Genomic DNA, 21959 nt, shown 5'->3' on the forward strand with positions numbered 1-21959 from the left:
GGTTGATGTGTACTCTACATATCCACCCTCCGTCGAAGGATCCACCGTGAGTTCTGTGCTGCCCGCGTCCGAGGCCGTCCGGCCCGACGCCGAGCGCAAGGCCAAGTGGGTGATCGGGGTCCTGCTCTTCAGCAGCCTCTCCGCCGCCCTCATGCAGTCGCTCGTCATCCCCATCCAGTCCGAGCTCCCCGAGCTCCTGAACACCAGCGCCAGCAACGCGTCGTGGGTCATCACCGCCACCCTGCTCGGCGCCGGCGTCACCATGCCGCTCGTCGGCCGCCTCGCCGACCTCGTCGGCAAGAAGCCCGTCCTCGTCGCGTCCGCCGCGCTGCTCGTCGTCGGCTCGCTCATCTGCGCGCTGTCGGACAGCCTCGGCATCGTCCTCGTCGGCCGCGTGCTGCAGGGCGCGGCGATGGGCTACATCCCCGTCGCGATCTCCCTGGTCCGCGAGGTCATCCCGCCGCGCATGGTGAACTCCGCCATCGCCGCCGTCAGCGCCACGCTCGGCGTCGGCGGCGCGCTCGGGCTGCCGCTGGCGGCCTGGATCGCGCAGGGCCACGACTGGCACGACCTGTTCTGGGTCGCCACCGGCCTCGCCGTCGCCATGACCGTCCTGTCCTTCGTCGTGCTCCCCCACGTCCACGACGCCCACCCCGCGACCATCGACTGGCTCGGCGCCGTCGGCCTCGCGCTCGGCCTCGTCGGCGTGCTCGTCGGCGTCTCCAAGGGCGGCGACTGGGGCTGGTCCTCGGCCTCGACGATCGGGCTGATCGTCGGCGGCGTCGTCATCCTGCTCGCGTGGGGCTGGTACGAGCTGCGCAGCAAGGACCCGCTCGTCGACCTGCGCACCATGAGCGCGCGCCCCATCCTGCTGACGAACATCGCTGCCGTGCTCATCGGGTTCGGCATGATGGCGCAGTCCATCGTCGTGCCGCAGCTGCTGCAGATGCCGAAGGCCACCGGCTACGGCCTGGGCCAGACCATCCTGCAGGCCGGCCTCTGGATGGCACCCGGCGGGCTCATGATGCTGCTCTTCGCCCCCGTCTCCGCGCGGCTGCTGACCAACCTGGGCGCCCGCATCACCCTTTCGATCGGTGCCGCGGTGCTGGCCGCCGGGTACGTCGCGGCCGTGTTCCTCACGGGTGCGCCGTGGCAGCTCGTCGTCGCGTCCTGCATCTCCATGGCGGGCGTCGGCGTCGGCTACGCGGCCATGCCGACCATGATCCTGTCGCACGTCCCGATGGCCGAGGCCGCCTCCAGCGTCAGCGTCAACACGCTCATGCGCTCCATCGGCACGACCGTGGCCGGCGCGGTCATGACCGTCGTCCTGACCAGCCGCACCATGGTGCTGGCACCGGGGACGCCCGAGATCCCGACGCACGGCGCGTTCCAGCTGTGCTTCGTCATCGGCGCGGTCGCGGCCGCGCTCGGCGCGGTCGTCGTGCTGCTGATCCCCAAGGCCGCGGCGCGCGGCGCGGCACCGGTCCACACGACCGCGGACGACGAGCGCGACGACGACCTCGTGGAGGCCGGCGCGCACTGAGCCGCAGTCAGCACAGCGAGGGCGCCGTCGGGAGACCGACGGCGCCCTCGCCGCGTCATACGACGCGTCGCGTCAGCGTGCGCTCGGCTCGCGCAGCCGCGCCAGGTGCTGACGCAGCGCGTCGGGGCCCGAGACGTTGAAGATGAGCGAGACGATCGCGACGGGCAGGGACACGAGCAGCGCCCCGACGTCGTGCCCGCTCTCGACCACCAGCACCACCGCGACCAGCGCGGGCACCTCGGCCGCCGCGATGCCCGTGAACACCGCGGACCGCACGGCGTCCGGGACCGCCGACGGCTCGACGCCGCGATCGCGCGCGCGGTCCAGCGCGCCGCGGATGATCCGCCTGGGCGCGAACCAGGACACGAGCCCCAGGACGACGCCGACGAGGAGGCCCACCCCGCGCACGGCCGGCTCGGTGACGACGAACAGCACCATCACCGCGCCGATCACGAACAACCCGATGACGAACGCGATCGTGATCGGCGTCATCGCGATGATGAGTGCCTGGTCGGGGTTCTCGCTCGGCCGCTTGGCGAAGGGGTCGCTCATGTCCGCGAGGCTAGCGTGCGACGACCGCGCCGCACCTACCGCTCCTAAGCGCCGGGGCGCTCGGGCGCCGGCGCGTAGCCGGAGCGATCAGCGACGCGGCCCGGACGCCCGTCGACGCGGCGCCGCCGACCGTGGCGGGTTCTGCCGCATGTGGTCGCGTGCGCGCCCGAGGACCTCGGCGAGCGTCTCGATGTCGGCGCGGGACAGCGCCGCGAACAACAGGTCGTCGAGTAGCGCGACGTGCCCCGGGAAGACCGCCGCCAGGACGGCACGCCCCTCAGCGGTGATGGTAACGGTGACGCTTCGCTCGTCGTCCGCGGACGGGGCGCGCGTGACGAGGCCGCGGCTCTCGAGCGTCTGCGCCTGGTAGGTCAGGCCGCTGCGGCTGTAGACGACGCCGTCCGCGAGGTCGGTCATCCTGCGACTGCCGGTCTCGGAGTCGCCGAGCGTGGCCAGGAGCTGGAACTGGACGTAGCTGAGATCGCCCTCGTCGCGCAGCTGCTGCTCGACCGCGTGCTTGAGCAGGCTGCTCGCCTCGATGAGAGCGAAGTACGCACCGAGCTGCGTGGCATCCAGCGGACGGGGCGACGAGGTCATGCGGCCAGCCTACCGGTGCTTCCAACTCGAAGCGCTTGTTTGGAATTCGAAGCACTGTTATGGTTCTCTTGTTGCTTCGAATCCGAAGCAACATCATCGAACGGAGAGAGACCATGAAGGCAATCCGCTTCCACCAGACAGGCAGCTCCCAGGTGCTGCAGTACGAGGACGTCGACCAGCCGGTGCCCGGCGCAGGCGAGGTCCGCATCCGCGTTGCGGGCTCGGCCTTCAACCCGGCCGACGGCGGCATCCGCGGCGGCCTCCTGCCGATCCCGGTCACGCTGCCGCACATCCCGGGGTACGACGTCTCCGGCACCATCGACGCCGTGGGCGACGGTGTCAGCGTCTGGACGGTCGGTGACCGCGTCGTCGGCTTCCTGCCCATGACAGCCGACGGCTCGGCGGCCGAGTACGTCGTCGCCCCCGCGGACGCACTGGTGACGGCGCCGGCGAGCGTCGAGCTCGCCGACGCCGCCGCGCTCCCGTCCGTCGGGCTCACCGCCTCCCAGGCTCTCTTCGAGGCCGGTCGGCTCACGGCTGGTCAGCGGATCGCGATCAACGGCGCCGGTGGCCCGGTCGGCGGCTACGCCGTCCAGCTGGCCAAGCGCTCCGGCGCCTACGTCATCGCGACCGCGAGCCCGCGCAGCCGGGATGCCGTCGCGGCAGCCGGCGCGGACGAGATCGTCGACCACACGGCGACGACCTTGCTCGAGTCGCTGACCGAACCGGTCGACGTGCTGCTCAACCTCGCGCCGATCACCGCGGACGGATTCGCTGCCCTGGTCCCGTGGGTCCGGGACGGGGGCATGGTCGTGTCCACCACCCCGATGGTGACGACGCCCGCCGACGAGGACCGGGACGTGCGGGCGGTGACGATCTACGTCCACCCCGACGCCGAGGTCCTCGCAGGCCTCGTCGAGCTCGTCGACAGCGGCGACCTCCGGGTCTCCGTCGCGCGCCGCGTGCCCCTGAGCGAGCTGGCCGCGGTCCACGAGCAGGCCGACGCCGGCGCGATCCACGGCAAGGTCGTGGCCCTGCCTCCAGCCGCGTGACCGGCGGTCGACCGGACGCACAGACGGCCGTCGCAGCCTCGGGCCCGTGAGCTGAGGCTGCGACGGCCCGTGACGCGAGGTGCTCGCCCGAGCGCACGTCGGCCTCCACCCCCACCGGGTAGAGTCCCCGCCCATGCCCCTCGCCCTGGTGACCGGCGCCGCGCGCGCGAACAGCCTCGCCGCAGGCGTCGTCCCCCGCCTGCGCGCCGACGGCTGGGACGTCGTCACCAGCGACCTCGCCGACGCCGACTACCCGTGCGACCTGTCGACGCACGCAGGGCCCGACGAGCTGATCGCGGCGGTCACCCGCGACCACGGTGCGCTCACCGCCCTCGTCCTGTCCCACGCGCACGACGTGAACTCAGGCATCCTCGACACCACCGCGGAGAGCTTCGACGCGCACGTCGCAGTCAACGCCCGCGCGAGCCTGCTGATCGTCGCCGCGTTCGCGCGGCAGGTCCCGTCCGACGGCGGCGTGGTCGTCGCCCTGACCAGCGACCACACCACCGGCAACCTGCCGTACGGCGCGTCGAAGGGCGCGCTGGACCGCATCGTCATCTCGGCGGCCCGTGAGCTGGGGCCGATGGGCATCTCCGCGAACGTCGTCAACCCCGGCCCCATCGACACGGGCTGGATGGACGACGAGACACGCACGACCCTGACGCCGATGCACCCGTCGGGCCGGCTGGGCACGCCGCGCGACATCGCCGCCGTCGTCTCGTTCCTGCTCTCCGACGAGGGCCGCTGGGTCTCCGGCCAGCTGCTCCACACGGACGGCGGGTTCTCCGCCCGCTTCTGACGTCGGCCGCGAGCTCGACTCGCGGGTTCATCGTCGGACCGCGGGATGCAACCCGCGACTCGACGAGGAACCCGCGACCCGTCGGTCGAGGTCGGTCAGGCCAGGGCGGGGGCCGGAGTCGGGCGGCTCATGGGGCGGGCGGCGATGTGGCCCTGGTGCGCGACGTCCACGCCGACGCTGGTGATGCGCGCGGACCCGTCGGGCTCGATCTCGACCGTGGAGACCGACGCGTTCGGCAGCGGCACCAGGCCGACGTCGTCGAGCGTGGCCAGGTAGGCGCCCAGCGCGAGCCCGTGCCCGACGACCAGCACGTGACCGCCGTCGTGCGCGGCGGCGATCCGCTCGAACACGTCGCGCGTGCGGGCCATGAACTCGTCGGCCGGCTCACCCCCGGGCAGCCCGGGGTGGCGACCCGCCAGGACCTCGGTGACGAGGTCGGGCCACGCGATGACCTCGTCGAGCACGCTCTCGTGCTTGCGCTCGTACTCGCCGAAGTTGTACTCGAGCAGCCCGGGATCCGTGCGGAGCGGGAGGTCGGGGTGGTGGCGGATCACCTCGACGGCCGTCGCGACGGCGCGTCCCGACGGGGACGACCAGGCGGCGGTGAACGGGGTGTCGGCCAGGTGCCGGGCGGTGGTGCGCACGCCCGCGCGACCGTCGCGCGTGAGCGGCGAGTCGCAGCGCCCCTGCATGATGCGGCGGACGTTGAAGTGGGTGCGGCCGTGGCGGACGAGCGTCAGTTCGAGGGTCATCGTTGCCCTGCTTTCTCTGAGTTGTCGCCCCGACGCTAGGCAGCGCGTGTGTCGCGCAGGCGACAGACACGTGACGTGTCGGCAACGGTTCGATCGCGGACGTGAGGCCACTCGAGCCTGCGAATCGTTTAGGCGCAGGCGGCGGGAACGCCCCGCCGTTACCGTCGTCGAACGCACGATGCCCGAGTCCTGCCCGGCAGCGGACGTGGCCTCGACGACGAGGCCCGGCCGAGCGCAGACCCCCGACCGGGCGTCGCATCGCGACTCCACCACGGAAGAGGACACTCATGGCACAGCGGTTCAGGGCTGCGGCCCTGCTGGTCACGGGCCTGCTCGCGACGACGGGAGCCGGCATCGTCGCCGGCACGTCGGCGCAGGCCGCCACGGGCTGCAAGGTCGACTACGCGATCAGCAGCCAGTGGGGCGGCGGGTTCGGCGCCAACGTCACGATCACCAACGTCGGCGACGCGATCTCCGGCTGGACGGTCGGCTGGACGTACGCCAACGGGCAGAAGGTCACGCAGCTCTGGAACGGCGTGGTGACGCAGTCCGGCGCGAACGTGTCCGTCAAGGACGCCGGGTACAACGGCAACCTGGCCAAGGGCGCGACGACGAGCTTCGGGTTCAACGGCTCGTGGAGCGGGACCAACGCGGTGCCGACCCAGTTCACGGTCAACGGAGCCGTCTGCACCGGGACGGCGACCGGCACGCCCACGGCGACACCGACCACGACGCCTTCGTCGACCCCCACCGCCACGCAGACACCGACGCCCACCCCGACACCCACGCCCACGCCCACCACCACGACACCCCCGCCGCCCACGGGCACGACGCCGCTGGCCATCAACGGGCAGCTGCACGTCTGCGGCGTGAACCTGTGCAACCAGTACAACAAGCCGATCCAGCTGCGCGGCATGAGCACGCACGGGCTGCAGTGGTTCAGCCAGTGCTACACCGACACGTCGCTGAACACGCTGGCCAACGACTGGAAGGCCGACGTGCTGCGCATCGCGATGTACGTCAACGAGAAGGGCTACGAGACCGACCCCGCGGGCTTCACCGCCAAGGTGAACACCCTGGTCGACATGGCCGAGGCGCGCGGCATGTACGCGATCATCGACTTCCACACCCTCACGCCCGGTGACCCGAACGTGAACCTGGCGAACGCGAAGACGTTCTTCCAGAACGTCGCGACGCGCAACGCGAACAAGAAGAACGTCATCTACGAGATCGCCAACGAGCCCAACGGCGTCTCCTGGGACCAGATCCGCACGTACGCGAACCAGGTGATCCCCGTGGTGCGCAACGCCGACCCCGACTCCGTCGTCATCGTCGGCACGCGCGGCTGGTCGTCGCTCGGGGTCTCGAACGGGTCGACGTCCGCGGAGATCGTCGCCAACCCGATCGCGTTCTCCAACATCATGTACACGTTCCACTTCTACGCGGCGTCGCACTACGACAACTACCGCAACGAGCTGCGCAGCGCGGCCGGCAAGCTGCCGATCTTCGTCACGGAGTTCGGGACGACGAGCGCCACGGGCGGCGGCACGGTCGACATCGGCAGCTCGACGACGTGGCTCGACCTGCTCGACTCCCTCAAGATCAGCTACGCCAACTGGACGTACTCGGACGCCGACGAGTCCAGCGCGGCCTTCAAGTCGGGCTCCTGCTACGCCGGGAACTTCGGCACCGGCCAGCTCTCGCAGTCCGGGGCGTTCGTCCGCAGCCGCATCATGACGGCGGACAGCTTCCCGACCAGCTGACCCCACGCACGACCAGCCGGCCTCCCCTCCCTCCCCGCCGGCTGGCTCACCACCGCCGCCCCGGGCCCGATCTCCGGGGCGGCGGTGTCTGTTCGGTGGTAGGCAGGAACCGAACACCGCCGCCGGAACCCGAGGAGCTCCATGCCCCCGCTGACTCTCACCCACGTCGAGGCCCAGGAGCGCGCCGCGCTGCTGGACGTCGAGGCCTACGACATCGCCGTCGACCTGACCGACCTGCCCACCGGACCCGCGGTGCGGGCGATCTCGCAGGTCACGTTCACGTGCCGGGAGCCGGGCGCGTCGACGTTCGTGGACTGCGCTGCGGACGTCGTGGTCGCGGAGCTGAACGGGAGGCCGCTGCCGGAGCCGGTCGACGGGCGCATCGCGCTGCCGGAGCTCGCGACGCACAACGTGCTGCGCGTCGAGTCGGTGCAGACGAGCACGGCGCAGGGCGACGGCGTGCGGCGCGTCGTCGACCCGGGCGACGACGAGGTCTACGTCTGGATGTCCTTCGAGCCGGACGGCGCCCGCTACGTGTGGGCGTGCTTCGACCAGCCCGACCTCAAGGCGCCGCACACGTTCACGGTGACCGCCCCCGCAGCGTGGACCGTGACGAGCAACAGCGGAGGCCCGACGGTCGAGGACGCGGGCGGCGCCCGCCGGTGGTCGTTCCCCGCGACGCCGCCGCTCGCCACGTACAACACGGTGATCAACGCGGGCCCGTTCCACGAGATCCGGCGCGAGGCGGGCGGCTACGACCTGGGCGTGTTCTCCCGGCGCACGCTCGCGCACGTCCTGGAGCGCGACGCCGACGAGCTGTTCCGGGTGACCGCGCAGGGGCTCGAGTTCTTCGGCGACGCGTTCACCATGCCCTTCCCCCAGCGCACCTACAACCAGGTGTTCGCACCGCAGATGCAGGGCGCGATGGAGAACTTCGGCTGCGTGACCTGGTCGGACAACTTCCTGACGCGCAGCGCGCCCACCCCCGCGGAGCGTGAGCTGACCGCCAAGGTGCTGCTGCACGAGATGGCGCACATGTGGTTCGGCAACATCGTCACGATGCGCTGGTGGGACGACCTGTGGCTCAACGAGGCCTACGCGGAGTTCGCCTGCCACTGGGCCGCGACCCAGGCCACCGAGTACACCGACGCGTGGGCCGGGCACCTGGCCGTCGGGAAGGTCGCGGCGTACCTGGCCGACCAGGGCCCGACGTCGCACCCGATCCGCCGGCCCATCGCCGACGTGGGTGAGGCGATGTCGATCTTCGACGCGATCACCTACCCCAAGGGCGCCTCCGTGCTGGCCCAGCTCATGACGTACGTCGGCGAGGCGGAGTTCCGCACCGGCATGTCCGCGTACTTCGCGCGGCACGCATGGGGGAACACGACGCTGCAGGATCTCGTCGACGCGCTCGCGTCGGCGAGCGGCCGCGACCTGGACACGTGGCGCACGCTGTGGCTGGAGACGGGCGGCACCGACCGGCTCACGCTCGAGCGGGGCGACGACGGCCTGACGCTCGTCGCCGGGAGCCCGCAGGGCCCGGCCCGCCCGCACGTCCTCGCGGTGAGCGCTTTCGACGCGGACGGCGGCACGCTGACCCGCCGCGAGCGCGCCCTCGTCGAGCTCACCGGCGAGCGCACCGCCGTCGCCCTCCCGCTCGACGCCGACGTCTACCTGGTCAACGACGACGACCTCACGTTCGCGACGACGCGGCCCGACGAGGCTACGCGCGACGCGTTCGTCGCGCACGCCGGCGCCTTCCCGAGCGCGCTGTCGCGCGGTGTCGCGGTCGCGACAGTCTGGGACATGCTGCTCGGCGGAGAGGCGACCGCGGCCGAGGCCGTCGGCGTCATGACCGACGTGCTGCGTGCCGAGACGAGCGACACCGTCGTCGAGCCGTACCTGGCCCGCGCCCTGGAGGCGGCGGAGGCGTGGTCGTCCGACGACGAACGTGCGGACCTGCTCGCGCAGGTGTGCGCCACCGCGCGCGAGCTGGCCGACCACCCGTCCCGTCGCCGGCCGGCGATGCGCGTCGTCGCTCGCACGGCGGGCGATCTCGCGGCCGTCGCGTCGCTCCAGGAGGAGGCCGGCGACGACGTCGACCTGCAGTGGCGGCTCCTGGTCCGCACGGCCGAGCTGGGCGGCGCGGTCGAGGACGACGTCGCCGCACTCCTGGCCCGGGACCCGGACCCCGACCGGCGGCTGCGGGCGGTGGCCGTCCGTGCCGCGGCACCGGACGCGGCGGCCAAGGTGGCGACCTGGGACGCGATCGTCGGTGGTGACGTCCCTGTCAATGCGCTGCGCGACGTCGCGACCGCGTTCTGGCGCCCCGGGCAGGACGCGGTGCTCGGCGCGTTCGTCGACCGGTACGTCGACCTGGTGCCGACGTTCGCCCGCGGGGGGATGATCGCCAGCGGCGCGCGTACGGCCCAGCTCTTCCCGCTGTACGGCGCCGACGACGACGCGCTGCTCCGGTGCGAGCAGGCGGCCGAGGGCACCGCCCCGATCGTCGCGACGACCGTCCTGGCCCGCGCCGACCTGGTGCGCCGCATGCTGCGTTCCCGAACCTCAGCGCGCTGAGCCGGTACGCAGGTCGGGGCACCGACGCGCGTCGACGGCGTCTCGGACGTCCCGAGCCAGCCGTCGACGCGCGTCCGCGTCCCACCGGCCACCACCGTGGTTCTCGAGGAGGGCGTCGACGACGTCGGCGGGGTCGCCTCCCAGCACCGAGTGCACGGGGCGGCCGTCGGCCACCGCGTCGGCGAGGAGCGTCCGGAGCTCGGTGAGCACCTGGTCGGCCACCTCCCTCGACGCGATCGGACCTGTGCGCGTGAGGTAGCGCTCGACCAGGTCGAGCGTGGCGCGGACATCCGCCTCCGCGGGCTCGACGGACGGCGGCGCGGCCGCGTGCTCGCGCTGCTCGGGCTCCCTCACGTCTGCGATCGCGCTCATGCGCCCTGCCCTTCTCGCCGTCGCGTCCCATCGGGACGACCACCCTGACGACACGCTACGTGTCGTTTCGTGATGCTAGTCACCTCGATGCCGGCAAAGCAACACGACACGTAGCGTGTAGCCTGGGGTCCGTGCCAGCACGTGCCCCCGACCCGCAACGACGCAGCGAGCGCGCCCGTGTCGCCGTGCTGGAGGCCGCCCTCGCGCTGTGCCGCGAGAAGGGCTTCGCGGCGCTCACCATCGAGGCGATCGCCGAGCGCGCGGAGGTCAGCAAGAAGACGATCTACCGCTGGTGGCCGTCGAAGGGCGCAGTCCTGCTGGACGCCGTCTCGTTGCTGGCCGGTCGCGTCGCGGACTTCCCGGACACCGGCGACCTGGAGGACGACCTCACCGCCCAGATCTCCGTCATCGTCGACCTCCTGACTCCCCCGGACTCGTCGCCCGTCGCCGCCCTCGTCACCGAGGGCCAACGCGACGCGACGCTGGGTGCGCAGATCCGTGACGACGTCGTCCAGCCCACCATCGTCAACTTCGACGCGCGCATGCGGTCCGCGCAGGCCGCGGGGCAGATCCCGTCCGACGTCGACCTCGACGTCGCGGTCGACCTCTTCTACGGCCCGGTCTACCACCGGCTCGCGCTCCGCCTCGGGATGCCCGACCAGGCGCAGATCCGTGCCCGCGTCCGGCACGTGATCGCAGGCCTGAACGCCTTGGGCTGAGCGCGACCGTCCGGCCGGTCGCACCGATGGCAGGATCGCGACCATGGAGCCCGCGACCGAGCTGCCGTTGGACGGCGGCAACGTGAACACGGTGGTGCGCGTCGGCGACACCGTCCGGCGGTCGGCGGGTCCGTGGACGCCCACCGTGCACGCGCTGCTCAGGCACGTCCGCGCAGCGGGTGTCACCTGCCTGCCGGAACCTGAGGGGATCGACGAGCACGGGCGCGAGATCCTGTCGTGGATGCCGGGCGAGGTGGGCGGCTGGCCGATACCGGCCTGGGTGTGGACGGCGCGGACGCGCGCGCAGGCGGGCGCGATGCTGCGGGCCGTCCACGACGCGACGGTCGGCTTCGACCCGGTCGACCCCGTCTGGCGGTCGCCGGCGCACGAGCCGGCCGAGGTCGTCTGCCTCAACGACGTCGCGCCCTACAACATGGTGCACGGCCCGACGGGGCTCGTCGGCCTCATCGACGTGGACATGGCCTCCCCCGGGCCACGCGTGTGGGATCTCGCCTACCTCGCGTACCGCATCTGCGGGTGGTGCGAGGACATGCCCGCACCCGACGACGCGACCCCGACGCAGCGCCTGCGCGAGCTGATGGCGGCGTACGGCGACGATGCGCTCCCCGCACCCGACGAGGTCCTCGCGACCGTCGTCGTCCGCCTGCACGAGCTCGCCGACTGGACCGACGAGCGAGCGGAGGCCCTGGCGCGACGGGACCTGCACGGCCACGCGGCGATGTACCGCCGCGACGCCGCACGGGTCGCGGGCACGGCCGCCGGCTGAACCGGCAGTCACCTGATCCCGGCGGTCAGCCGAGCCCGGTCGAGGTCGCGCCGCCACCGTCGGGTTCGACGACGGCCATCGGGCCCTCGTCAGGCGTCGGGATCTCGAAGCCGGCCAGGTAGGCCCGGGCCAGGTCCTCCGGCACGAGGACGTCGTGCGGTCCCGCGCCCGTCCGTGCGGAGAGCCGTCGCAGGACCTCGTCGCTCGGCGTCACCTGCAGGTGGACGACCGGCGTCACGCGCCACGGGGCCAGCAGCTCCCGGTACGCGTCGCGGCGCGCCCGGGACCAGAACGAGGTGTCGACGACGACGTCGCGCCCACCGGTGACGTGCTCGACGAGCGACGCGCGCAGGGCCGACTGCACCTCGTCCGCCGCGCTCTCCGGCACCGGGTGCCGCCGCCATCCCCGCCGCCACGCCTCCTCGTCGAACGAGAGACGCTCGTACCCCGCCGCCTCGAGACGCCGGGCGTGCGCAGACTTCCCGGACCCGGCGGGACCGCAGGTCAGGATCACCCGGGCAGCCTCACGCACCGGGAGCTCGTGCGTCACGAGGCGGTCCGGGCCGAGGACCGCGGTCGTGCAAGCAGAGTCGCGGGCGACCCGCAACGAGGGCCCGTTGCTCGGGTCCACGCGCAGCACCGCACACTCGATGTCCGTCGCCGACGCGAGCCACCGACGCAGCAGCCGGACGGCGCGCACGGCGTACCCCCGCCCTCGCCAGCGGGGGAAGACCGCGTAGGAGATGTTCGCCGTCCCGGCGCCCAGGCCGGGGATCGCCAGATGGGCTTCCACCGTGCCCGCCAGCGCCCCGGACGCCACGTCGACGATGCCGAGGTGACGCCGGGGGCCGCCCGTCGACCACTCGGTCGCGTTGTCGACAATCCACCTGCGCTGTCGGGTTGGCTCGGACCGGTGGCCCTCGTTCAGCCACCGCACCTGGTCGTCGTCCTCACCTGCCAGCATCTCCGCTGCGTCGTCGAGGACCAGGCACCGCAGGGTGACGACACCGTCGGACAGCACCGGTGGCGAGACGCTCATCCGTCGATGATCGCAACTGCGGGCTCCAGGACCCACTCCATTCCCCGCGTCTTCCCGGCCGTGGTCACCGGAGGGCGCCGACCTGCCACACTGACCGCCATGGGGCTGTGGGGACGACGACGTGACGCACGGGACCCGCTGCTCGACGACTACGCCGCGGCGTGCGACGTGGGTGACACCGCGGCCGCGGAGCGGATCGCATGGCAGCTCGTCGACCGCGACCCCACGCTCTCCGCCATCTGGTTCGACCTCGGGCTCGCGGCCAAGCGTCGCCGCGACTGGGTCGCTGCCGCCGACCTCAACGCGCGTGCCCTCGAGGTGTCGAAGGAGCGCCGCCAGAACCCCGCCGCCTGGAACCTCGGGATCGCCGCGGCGGCCGTCGGGGACTGGGCACGCGCCCGGGACGCCTGGTCGGCGTTCGGTGTGAAGGTTCCGCCGGGCGACGGCCCGGTGCAGATGCGCCTCGGCATGGTCCCGGTGCGGCTCAACCCGACCGACACCGAGCTGGGCGAGGCACCGCTGGAGATCGACGGTGCCGTCCACGCCACCGAGGTCGTCTGGGCCGAGCGCCTGTCACCTGCGCACGCACGGATCGACAACGTGCCCAGCCCCGGGTCGGGCCACCGCTGGGGGGGACGTCGTCCTCACGGACGGCGTCCCCCACGGCGAGCGTCACGACGGCCACTGCTGGGTGCCGGTGTTCGACGAGCTCGCACTCCTGAGCCGCTCGCCGCACCCGACCTGGCAGGTCGAGGTCGTCGCTCCCGCACCGGGCGACTCGGAGGAGCTCGTCGACCACGCCCGCGACGCGCACCTGGCCGCCGAGGACTGGACCCGCAGCATCCGCATGCTGTGCCCGGCGTGCAGCCAGGGTCGGCCCGACGACCACGACCACCACACCGCACGCGACGAACCCTGGGACGAGAACCGCGTGTTCGGCGCTGCCGGCGCGGCGGAGCAGCTGCTCGACGTGCTCATCGCCTGGGCGGCCGATGCACCGGGGCGCTCCTACAGTCCGCTCGAGCAGGTGCTCTAGCGTCACACCGCCATCGACGTCTCCGGCGCCAGGGTCACCAGCGTGCCAGGGCCGGCCGGCTCGCTGCCCGTCGTGCGCAGCGCGGCGGGGGCCGGCCACAGACCTCGGCCGGACCCGGCGACCGTCGGGAAGTAGAGGACGCGGTACTCGTCGACCAGGCCGGCGTCCGCGAGCGCGGCACCGACCGAGAGGCTGCCGACGAGGGCCACGTCGCGCGTCGCGACCTCGCGCCGGACCCACTCGACGACCGGCCCGTCGATCGCGCGCGAGTGGGACCAGGTCGCCTCGTCGACCGGGCGGCTCGTGACGACGGCCTTGTCCGCGGCGTTCATGGCGCGGGCGAAGTCGCCGTCGCGCGGGGTCCACAGCATGGCGAAGTGCTCCCAGGTGCGCCGGCCGAACAGCAGGGTGCCGTCGGTGAGGATCGGGCCCAGGCGGAACTTGTCGCCGGCGATGGCCTCGCGGCCGTGCCGGATCGCCCAGCCGCCGAACGGCATCCCGCCGGAGCCGTCAGGGTCCTCGACGACACCGTCGAGCGTGGAGAAGGAAACGACGATCAGGCGGCCCATGAGAGCTCCTCGGGTAGGGATGACGAACGTGTCGTCAGTACCTACGAGCGGTCGCCCGAAAACTCATCGCTCATGCGCTCGAAGAGCGCGAACAGCTGCGGATCCGGGTAGACGAGCACGTGGTCGATCCGGCCGGTGGCGTCCGCGCCGAGCAGCTGCACGCTGTGCGGGCGGGGGACGCCGTCCTCGACGCGGTACAGGAGCAGCGCCGACTGGTGCTCGCTCACCAACGCGCGCGTCGCCCAGTCCCTGCCGCGCCAGTCGAACACGTAGGCCATGAAGTCGCGGTACTGCTCGACGCCCCGCGACCACGCCGGAACGGGCGGCATCTCCAGCACGACGTCGTCCGCGACCAGGGCGACGAGCCCCTGGACGTCGCCGCGTTCGAGCGCGGCTGCGTACCGCTCGACGTGGGCACGCTCCACCGCCGCACCGCCCACGGGCCCAGCTGTCCGCAGGCCCGAGCGCGCGCGCTGCAGCGCCGAGTTCACGGCGGGCACCGACGTGCCCAGGGCGGTCGCGGTGTCCGCGGCCGTGAACCGGAGCACCTCGCGCAGCGTGAAGACCGCGCGCTGGGTCGCGGGGAGCGACTGCAGCATCGCCGTGACGGCGAAGCGCACCTCGTCGGACCGCTCGGCGCCGTCCTCGACCACGGAACCGCGCGCCCACCCGGAGGGTGCCGGCATCAGCCACGGCACGTCGGTCGCGGCGACGAACGGCGCGCCGACCTCGATCCCCGGCGCCTGCAGGTCACGCGGCAGCGGACGACGTCCCGCGTCGCGAAGCCGGTCCACGCACACGTTGCGGGCGATGGCGAAGCACCACGTCGACAGGCTCGCGCGGGCCTCGTCGTACCGGTCGCGCGACCTCCACGCCCGCTCCAGCACGTCCTGCACGGCGTCCTCCGCGTCGAACGGCGAACCCAGCATCTGGTAGCAGAACGCGCGCAGGCGGGGGCGCAACGCGTCGAGCTCGTCGGCCGTGACCACCCGGCGACCCTAGCGCCGTCGTCCGACACGGTCCGCCCCCACGGCGACACGGCGCACCCGCGTCGCGGGGCCGCGTCAGGACGGATCGTCCGCCTGTGGCCGGCGCGGACGCGTGACCAGCCCTGCGCCCGCGGGTGCGGGTGTGATCGCGTGCTCCTCGGCGGCGTGCTCGTCGACGTTGCGCCGCAGGGAGAGCCGGTAGTCGATGACCGACGCGGTCAACCAGGCACCCACCGTCGCGAGGGTCGCGAGGGTCAGCGCGTCCAGGCCGGCACGGCCGACGAGCAGCCCCGCGAAGACGATCGGCGAGATCACCATCCGCGTCATCGCGGTCATGCCGCCCGCGGTGCCGATGGCGATCGCCGCCGTCGGCGACATGTCGAACGCGACGACGGCGAAGGCCGCGAGCGCGACGCCCAGGAAGATGGCCGGGAAGATCGGACCGCCGCGGAACCCCGCGCCCATCGTGACGGCATAGCCGACCGCCTTGGCGATCAGCAGCACCAGGACCACACCGCCCGACGCCGACACGAGCGGCGCGATCGAGCTCTGGCCGGAGAAGAGGACATCCTGCGAGTCGGCGCCCAGCCCGCGCCCGACGAGCGCGAGGCCGCCCACCACCAGCCCGCCCAGGAGCAGCAGCGGGAGCCGACCGATGCGCGACTCCTGCTGCGCGACGGTGCCCGCGAAGGTGCGGACCGCGCGCGCGACGAGCGCGGCGAGCACACCGACGACGACCGCGACGAGCATGTCCCGCACCAGCACGTCGTCGTACGTCGGCAGGTCGGGGACGACCAGGCCCGCGACGTGCACGCCCGACCAGTCGCCGAGCCCCGTGACGAGGGTGTAGCCGACGGCCGATGCCGCGAGCGCGGGGAGCAGCAGCGGGATCGCCGCGGCGCCGATGCCCGCCGCCGCGCCGCCCTCGAGCAGGAAGACGCCGGCGACGATCGGGCCGCCGAAGAGCGTCGCGACGGCCGCGCCCGAACCCGCGGTCGCGAGCGCCGCCCTCCCCCGCGCGGCCATGCGGGCGCGGGCGGTCAGGGCGGTGGCGACGATGCCGCCCAGCGCGATGAGTGGTCCCTCCGGACCGAGCACCAGCCCGAAGGGCAGCGTCGCCAGGGCCGCGAGCGCGATGCTCCCCGCGTGGACCGTCGGCGTCACCCCCATCGAGACGCCGTTGATCGGCGCGTGGCCGCCGTCGCCGGGCAGTCGGCGCGCCAGGTACACCAGCAGGCCACCGAGGGTCGGCAGCCCGAGCACCAGCCACCACGGCGGCGTGTCCACGCCCAGCGCGTCGGGCAGGTCGTCCCACAGCCACGTCTCCAGCCAGTGCACGACCGTGATGAACGCGAACGCGACGGCCCCCGCGGGCAGGCCGATCAGTGCTCCGAGAATCGTGAGCCGGACCAGCTCACGGGGTGCTGTGGGCGCCGGGACGGCGTCGGGTGCGGGCATACGCCGACACTAGCGACCGCAGACCTCGTCGAGCGGGGATCGCCGGTGCGCGAGAGGGGCCCGCGCACCGGCGAGGGTCACCGCCGGTGGTGCCCGCCGTTGCCGTACGACAGCCCGAACCCGTGAGAGAAGAGCGGGTCGGCGGAGTCGTCGGGCACGTCCCCGAGCTGCGCCTCGACGGCCGCCATGGACGACGGCAGCTCGAAGGGCAGCTTCCCACCAGGCGCGCGCTTGCCGAGGATCGTGTCGAGCAGGACGTCGTCGGACACGCCGTAGTTGGCGAGCACCGCGGCGGCACGGTCGACCACGTCGGTGAGGATCAGCGGCCGGTCCAGCTTGGGCACGGCGATCGTCGGGACACCCGCCGCGGCGGCCGCGACGAAGGCCCGGTAGTCGGCCTCGGACCCCGTCCACGCCAGGCCCGTCAGGTCGTCGCCCGCACGCGGGTCGGCGAGCCGGACGATCGCGAGGTCGGCCTGCGCCAGGTCGGTCGTGACCTGCAGCCCGTGTGCGCGCGCCACGTCGGCAGAGACGCCCGACAGGTAGACCTTGCCGGCCTTCGACGCCTTGACGGGCAGCGTGCGGTGCTCGTTGGTGAGCAGGGTCAGCGACCGGGCCTGCGCCGCGTCGCCGACCTTCTGGAAGGCCGCGTTGCCGGCGATCTTCGCGGCCCTCTGCTCCGAGACGTACGGGTTCTCGAACAGGCCGAGCTCGAACTTCTGCTGGAGCACGCGGAGCGCGGACTGGTCGACGCGGGCCGTGCTGAGCGCGCCGTCCGCGACGGCGGCCAGCACGTTGGACGGCTCGTTCGACCCGCCGATCTGGTCGACACCTGCGTTGATCGCCAGCGCGAACCGCTGGACCACCGTCAGGTCCTCGACACCCCACGGCATCCCGACGCCCCAGGACCCGATGAACGACGCGGGCGGACGGGTGTCCTGGCAGACCTGCGGGCAGTCGCCCGTGATCCCGAAGTCGGAGACGATCACGCCCTTGAACCCGTACGTGCCGCGCAGCAGGTCCTGCAGCAGGAACGTCGAGAACCCGGCACCGGTCTGCTCGACGGCGTGGCCGCGGTAGACGAGGTCCTCGAGGATCGCGTAGGTCGGCATGATGCCCGCGGTCTTCGCGTCGAACGCGCCCGTGAACGGGATCAGGTGCTCGGCGAAGTTGTTGCCCGGGAAGGTCGCGTAGCGGCCGTAGTAGTAGTGGCTGTCGTACCCCTGCGCCTGGGCGCCGTAGCCCACCCAGTGCTTGGTGACGGTCGCGACGCTCGTGGGCTTCAGTCCGTGGTCGCCGTCCTGCAGGCCCTCGACGTAGGCCTCGACGTGCTTGCGTGCGTCGGCCGACGACGACCCGAACGTGCCGTTGATGCGCGTCCAGCGCGGTTCCGTCGCGATGTCCGCCTGGGGCGACAGCCCCTCCTGGATGCCGACCGCGCGGTACTCCTGGCGCACGATGTCACCCAGCTGCTCGGTGAGGCGTGGCGAGCCGGCCGCCGCCCAGCCGATCGCGTCGGGCATCGCGGTCACCCCCTGGCGCGCGACCGTCTGACCCTCGGTCGTGGAGAACCCGTTGCGCGGGTCGCTCGAGACGACCACCGGGATGCCGAGCCGCTGCTGCTCGGCCGCGGCCTGGACGGCGTTGTTCGCCGCGGCGATCTGCGCCGGCTGGGCCGACAAGCGCGTGATGAAGGTGGTCATGTGACGGTCGGCGACCAGCGTGGTGACGCCCGGGCTCGTCGTGTCGGCGAACTGGTACCCGGTCGCGGTCGTCGGGAGGGTGCCATGCACCAGCAGGCCCGCCTTCTCCTCGAGCGTCATGCGCCCGACGAGGTCCGCGGCACGCACCGACGCGGGCAGCCGCCAGTCCTCGTACCGCGTCAGTCGGCCGTTGCGGTCCAGGTCGCGGAACTGCCGGTGGTCGACCGTGATGATCGGGACGCCGCGCGTGCCGAGCACCGGCTGCTTCGACACATGGCCGCCGCCGTGGCCGTCGTGCTGCCCGCCGCCCGCTACCGCCGGCAGACCGGACAGCACGACGAGCGCACCCGTGAGCGCGCCGGCCGTCGCCAGTGCTGCCGCACGCCGTGGCCGTCGTCGGGCGCGTCCTGGCTGTGCGCGATAGATCGTGGGGGTCATCGGGTCCTCCTGTCGCCCGGCCGGACCCAGCGCCGGCCGGCGACCCTCGCGATGTCGACCCGGCCACGAGCTCGTCCCGCACCGAGGCCACCCGAGGTCGTCGTCGACCCGTGTTTTTCCGTCCGGCCTCTCCGGCCCGCGAGCCCGTCACCCTCGTCGGAGCGGCGCACCGCGGGCACCGGTCCACTCGGCACTGAGCGCGACCGGCACCGTCCACCTTCACCCGCTCGGGTGAAGCGTGCAACCCCGCGCCCGCGTCAGACCGGTCGCGACCCGCGCCGCCAGGCGAGCAGCACGTAGAGCTCGCGCTCACCGGCCTGGCCCTCGAGCACGGCACGAGCGAGCGCCGGCTCCCCCGCCTGCTCGCACGACCACAGCTCGAAGTCGACGGCCTGCGACCAGGCCTCCGGCAGGTACCCCAGCACGGTGGCACCGTCGATCACCTTGACCACGCCGTGGTCCGTGCGGGCCAGCCCGACGGCGAACGTCTGCAGCGCGTGGTCCAGGTGCCGGCCCGCCGCGGCCTCGACGAACCCGCGCACGCGGACGGGCACGTGGCCGCCCGCGGCGGGCACCAGCCGGCCGGGCAGTCGCGTCGAGGACGAGCGGTCCATGCGACGGGAATGTACTCCTGCCACCTGACCGCGCCGACCGGCAGACTCCCCTGCGTGCCCGCTGGTCCCGTCGACGGGTCGCGGGTTCCTCGTCGGCTCGCTCGTTGCAACCCGCGATCCGACGAGCAACCCGCGACTCGAGGGGTGGGAGCTCCGCCTGGTGGTGCACGGCGGAAGCCTCAGAGCGGGAGCCAGAGCGCCAGCACGTTCGGCGGCTCCCAACCGACGAGCGACGTGTGCGCCTGTCGGCACCGGTACTGCTTGCCGGCGTAGGTCACCACGTCACCGGTCGCGTAGGCATGGTTGGCGACCCAGGCGTTGCCCGACGACGTGGGCGTCGGAGTCGGCGTCGGCGTCGGGGTCGACGTGGGGGTGGCCGTCGGAGTCGGCGTCGGCGTGGGGGTCGGCGTCGGAGTGGTGGTCGGCGTCGGCGTCGTCGTCGTGCGGAACAACGCCTTGGCGTTGTCCCCGAACGTCCACCCCTTCGACCCGTCCCAGTTGATCGACCACGTCATGAGCCCCTTGGGCGCGCCGCCCAGCTGCGACCACGCCTGCGACACGAGCGCGGGCGTCATGTACCCGCCGCCGGCACCGGGCTGGGCCGGCAGGCCGGGCACCTGCTTGTCGTAGGGCACGCGGATGGTCGTGCCCTGCACCGTCAGACCGGCGTCGAGGCACTTCGTCTGCGCCACGAACCCGGCCACCGTCCCGGCGGAGTACGAGCCGCCCGCACAGTCGTACATCGACCCGTTGTAGTACTGCATGTTGAGCCACCACAGGCGGCCGTTGTCGACGTACTTCTTGATGACGGGCAGGTAGGAGCCCCAGATCGAGCCGTAGACGACCGAACCGCCGGTGACGTAGGCGGTCTCGGGGGCCATGGTCAGGCCGAAGCCCGCAGGCATCTGGGCCAGGATCCCGTCGATGATCCGGATCAGGTTGGCCTGCGAGGTCGACAGCGTGCCGATGCTGCCGGAGCCCGTCAGGCCGGCCTCGATGTCGATGTCGATGCCGTCGAAGTTGTTGGCCTTGAGGATGGGGACGATGGTCGCGACGAAGCGGTCGGCGACGGCCGACGACGACAGGTCGATGCTCGCCGCGGCGCCGCCGATCGACATCAGGACCGTCTGCCCCTGGGCCTTGGCCGCGCAGATCTGGGCCGGCGTCGGGACGTCGACGCCGGTGTCCATCCCGTCCGCCCACTTGACCGTGCCGTCGGGCAGGATCACGGGGAACGCGGCCATCAGGACGTTGTAGCCGTGCTGCGCCTGGCGGGCGTCGTCGATGGCGATGTGGCCGAGACCAGGGTGGACCGACGTGCCGTCCCAGTTCTCCCAGTAGCCCTGCAGGACCTTGCCGGCGGGTCGGGACTTGGTGGCGCAGGTGTCGGCGGCGGAGGCCGACGACGCCGCGACGGTGAGCCCCACGCCGGCGACGAGCCCAGCAGCCGCGACCGTCGACAGCGCCGCCGTGGCGAGCCGTCGGGGTCGGGATCGCCGGGATCGGTCGGCGCCGAGGGACGGGTCGGTGGGACAGGACGGACGGACCATGGGACGACCTCCGAGCGTGGGGACGATCTGGGGGTGTGCCGGCCGGTGGGGTCGGCTCGAGCACCGCGACGGCGTCGGCGCGGTGGGCCTCACCGGTGCCGGGCGGGCCTCGGACCGGTGGGGTTGCGGACGACCGTAATGTCCGAATCGTTTGAACGGAAGACTTCCTAACAAATTAACCAACCGTCGTTAGTCTGAGCCGATGGACCCCATCAGGCCGGTGCCGCTCCCCCTGACGCGGCGCGTGATCCTGGCGCAGGAGTGGTTGCGAGTGAGCTTCCTGCACTGGCGGGTGGCGCCCGACGTCGTCGCGCCGCTGCTGCCGGCCGGGACGCGGCCCGACGAGCACGACGGCTCGTCGTGGGTCGGTCTGATCGCCTTCCAGATGTCGCGGTTCGCGCTGACGCCGGGCCCGCCGCTGCCGTACATCGGCACGTTCCCGGAGATCAACGTGCGGCTCTACACCGTCGACGACGAGGGCCGGCGCGGGGTGCTGTTCCGGTCGCTGGAGGCGTCGCGGGTGCTGACCGTCCTGGGTGCGCGGGCCGTGATGAACGTGCCGTACCAGTGGGCGCGGATGTCGATCCGGCGCGACGGTGACGCGATCGAGTACGTGTCGAAGCGGTTCACCGGATCGCGGCCGTCGTCGCGCATCGTCGTCCGCCCGTCCGCCGACGTCGTGACCAACGACCCGCTCGCCGACTTCCTCAGCGCCCGGTGGGGCATGCACACGGTCCTGCGTGGCCGCACGCGCTACGTCCCGAACGACCACGAGCGCTGGCCGTTGCGTCGGGCGACGCTCGTCACGCTCGTCGACGAGCTCGTCGCGGCGGCCGGCCTGCCGGGCGTCGTCGCCCGACCGCCCGACTCCGTCCTGTACTCGTCGGGCGTCCATGCCCGCTTCTCGGGTCCCGACCCGCTGCGCTGAGCCCGGGTCCGAATCGCATCAGAGGGGTGCGAATCGGGAGGAACGCTCGTACACTCGCCGTCGAAGCGCTTCGATGTGACGGCGATGCAGCCCACGCGAGCGCATCCGGGGCAACGCCG

The 21959-nt window shown here is 72.7% G+C and carries 20 protein-coding genes; 9 read left to right on the plus strand and 11 right to left on the minus strand.

Features of this window, described 5'->3' with window-relative positions; all coding sequences use genetic code 11:
• Positions 1 to 46: 46 nt before the first annotated feature.
• Complete coding sequence (locus IC607_RS03265; RefSeq protein ID WP_370525978.1) at positions 47 to 1543, plus strand: MFS transporter; 1497 nt, start codon at positions 47 to 49, stop codon at positions 1541 to 1543.
• Positions 1544 to 1615: 72 nt separating this feature from the next.
• On the opposite strand, the gene IC607_RS03270 is transcribed toward IC607_RS03265, so the two are convergent.
• Together IC607_RS03270 and IC607_RS03275 are read right to left on the minus strand one after the other, a co-directional pair.
• On the minus strand, positions 1616 to 2095 hold the full coding sequence (locus tag IC607_RS03270; RefSeq protein WP_191785540.1) for a hypothetical protein: 480 nt from the start codon (positions 2093 to 2095) through the stop codon (positions 1616 to 1618).
• Positions 2096 to 2182: 87 nt separating this feature from the next.
• Positions 2183 to 2692 (minus strand): MarR family winged helix-turn-helix transcriptional regulator, encoded by a 510-nt coding sequence (locus IC607_RS03275; protein ID WP_191785541.1) that lies wholly within the window; start codon positions 2690 to 2692, stop codon positions 2183 to 2185.
• Between the two features lie 113 nt (positions 2693 to 2805).
• On the opposite strand from IC607_RS03275, the gene IC607_RS03280 reads away from it, so the two are divergent.
• Together IC607_RS03280 and IC607_RS03285 are read left to right on the plus strand one after the other, a co-directional pair.
• Positions 2806 to 3744: an NADP-dependent oxidoreductase gene (locus IC607_RS03280; RefSeq protein ID WP_191785542.1), complete on the plus strand. Its 939-nt coding sequence runs from the start codon at positions 2806 to 2808 to the stop codon at positions 3742 to 3744.
• 133 nt (positions 3745 to 3877) lie between these two features.
• Positions 3878 to 4543: an SDR family oxidoreductase gene (locus IC607_RS03285; RefSeq protein ID WP_191785543.1), complete on the plus strand. Its 666-nt coding sequence runs from the start codon at positions 3878 to 3880 to the stop codon at positions 4541 to 4543.
• 95 nt (positions 4544 to 4638) lie between these two features.
• Here the strand turns inward: IC607_RS03285 and IC607_RS03290 are convergent, their stop codons facing one another.
• Positions 4639 to 5295, minus strand: a complete 657-nt coding sequence (locus IC607_RS03290) for a histidine phosphatase family protein (RefSeq protein ID WP_191785544.1) — start codon at positions 5293 to 5295, stop codon at positions 4639 to 4641.
• A gap of 287 nt (positions 5296 to 5582) precedes the next feature.
• Here IC607_RS03290 and IC607_RS03295 point away from each other — a divergent pair, with 287 nt between their 5' ends.
• Together IC607_RS03295 and pepN are read left to right on the plus strand one after the other, a co-directional pair.
• Complete coding sequence (locus tag IC607_RS03295; protein ID WP_191785545.1) at positions 5583 to 7058, plus strand: cellulase family glycosylhydrolase; 1476 nt, start codon at positions 5583 to 5585, stop codon at positions 7056 to 7058.
• A 141-nt stretch (positions 7059 to 7199) separates the two neighbouring features.
• Entirely contained in the window at positions 7200 to 9638 is a 2439-nt protein-coding gene (gene pepN, locus IC607_RS03300) for an aminopeptidase N (protein ID WP_191785546.1), read from the plus strand.
• On the opposite strand, the gene IC607_RS03305 is transcribed toward pepN, so the two are convergent.
• Positions 9627 to 10010, minus strand: a complete 384-nt coding sequence (locus tag IC607_RS03305; protein ID WP_191785547.1) for a DUF1048 domain-containing protein — start codon at positions 10008 to 10010, stop codon at positions 9627 to 9629. The genes pepN and IC607_RS03305 overlap by 12 nt on opposite strands.
• Before the next feature lie 131 nt (positions 10011 to 10141).
• Between IC607_RS03305 and IC607_RS03310 the strand changes: the two genes are divergently transcribed.
• Both IC607_RS03310 and IC607_RS03315 read left to right on the plus strand, forming a co-directional pair.
• Positions 10142 to 10729, plus strand: coding sequence for a TetR/AcrR family transcriptional regulator (locus tag IC607_RS03310; protein WP_191785548.1), 588 nt, complete (start codon positions 10142 to 10144; stop codon positions 10727 to 10729).
• Between the two features lie 43 nt (positions 10730 to 10772).
• Positions 10773 to 11516: an aminoglycoside phosphotransferase family protein gene (locus IC607_RS03315; protein WP_191785549.1), complete on the plus strand. Its 744-nt coding sequence runs from the start codon at positions 10773 to 10775 to the stop codon at positions 11514 to 11516.
• A 25-nt stretch (positions 11517 to 11541) separates the two neighbouring features.
• Here IC607_RS03315 and IC607_RS03320 read toward each other — a convergent pair whose 3' ends face one another.
• Positions 11542 to 12555 (minus strand): GNAT family N-acetyltransferase, encoded by a 1014-nt coding sequence (locus IC607_RS03320; RefSeq protein WP_191785550.1) that lies wholly within the window; start codon positions 12553 to 12555, stop codon positions 11542 to 11544.
• Between the two features lie 697 nt (positions 12556 to 13252).
• On the opposite strand from IC607_RS03320, the gene IC607_RS03325 reads away from it, so the two are divergent.
• On the plus strand, positions 13253 to 13591 hold the full coding sequence (locus tag IC607_RS03325; RefSeq protein WP_191785551.1) for a hypothetical protein: 339 nt from the start codon (positions 13253 to 13255) through the stop codon (positions 13589 to 13591).
• A gap of 2 nt (positions 13592 to 13593) precedes the next feature.
• Here the strand turns inward: IC607_RS03325 and IC607_RS03330 are convergent, their stop codons facing one another.
• The 6 genes from IC607_RS03330 to IC607_RS03355 form a co-directional block, all read right to left on the minus strand.
• On the minus strand, positions 13594 to 14160 hold the full coding sequence (locus IC607_RS03330) for a dihydrofolate reductase family protein (RefSeq protein ID WP_191785552.1): 567 nt from the start codon (positions 14158 to 14160) through the stop codon (positions 13594 to 13596).
• Positions 14161 to 14201: 41 nt separating this feature from the next.
• Positions 14202 to 15149 carry an RNA polymerase subunit sigma-70 gene (locus IC607_RS03335; RefSeq protein ID WP_191785553.1) on the minus strand — a complete coding sequence of 316 codons (948 nt, stop codon included), beginning with the start codon at positions 15147 to 15149 and terminating at the stop codon, positions 14202 to 14204.
• 75 nt (positions 15150 to 15224) lie between these two features.
• The gene (locus IC607_RS03340) at positions 15225 to 16607 is read right to left on the minus strand and encodes a chloride channel protein (RefSeq protein ID WP_191785554.1); all 1383 of its coding nucleotides are present in this window, start codon (positions 16605 to 16607) and stop codon (positions 15225 to 15227) included.
• A gap of 77 nt (positions 16608 to 16684) precedes the next feature.
• A complete protein-coding gene (locus IC607_RS03345) occupies positions 16685 to 18748 on the minus strand; it encodes a glycoside hydrolase family 3 protein (protein ID WP_191785555.1) in 2064 nt (687 codons plus the stop codon).
• 257 nt (positions 18749 to 19005) lie between these two features.
• Positions 19006 to 19362, minus strand: coding sequence for a hypothetical protein (locus tag IC607_RS03350; protein ID WP_191785556.1), 357 nt, complete (start codon positions 19360 to 19362; stop codon positions 19006 to 19008).
• 179 nt (positions 19363 to 19541) lie between these two features.
• Positions 19542 to 20912 (minus strand): carbohydrate-binding protein, encoded by a 1371-nt coding sequence (locus IC607_RS03355; RefSeq protein ID WP_225224308.1) that lies wholly within the window; start codon positions 20910 to 20912, stop codon positions 19542 to 19544.
• Between the two features lie 202 nt (positions 20913 to 21114).
• Here IC607_RS03355 and IC607_RS03360 point away from each other — a divergent pair, with 202 nt between their 5' ends.
• Positions 21115 to 21840 (plus strand): YqjF family protein, encoded by a 726-nt coding sequence (locus IC607_RS03360; protein WP_191785557.1) that lies wholly within the window; start codon positions 21115 to 21117, stop codon positions 21838 to 21840.
• Positions 21841 to 21959 lie beyond the last annotated feature (119 nt).

Source organism: Cellulomonas sp. JH27-2, assembly GCF_014837175.1.
Taxonomy (GTDB): Bacteria; Actinomycetota; Actinomycetes; order Actinomycetales; family Cellulomonadaceae; genus Cellulomonas.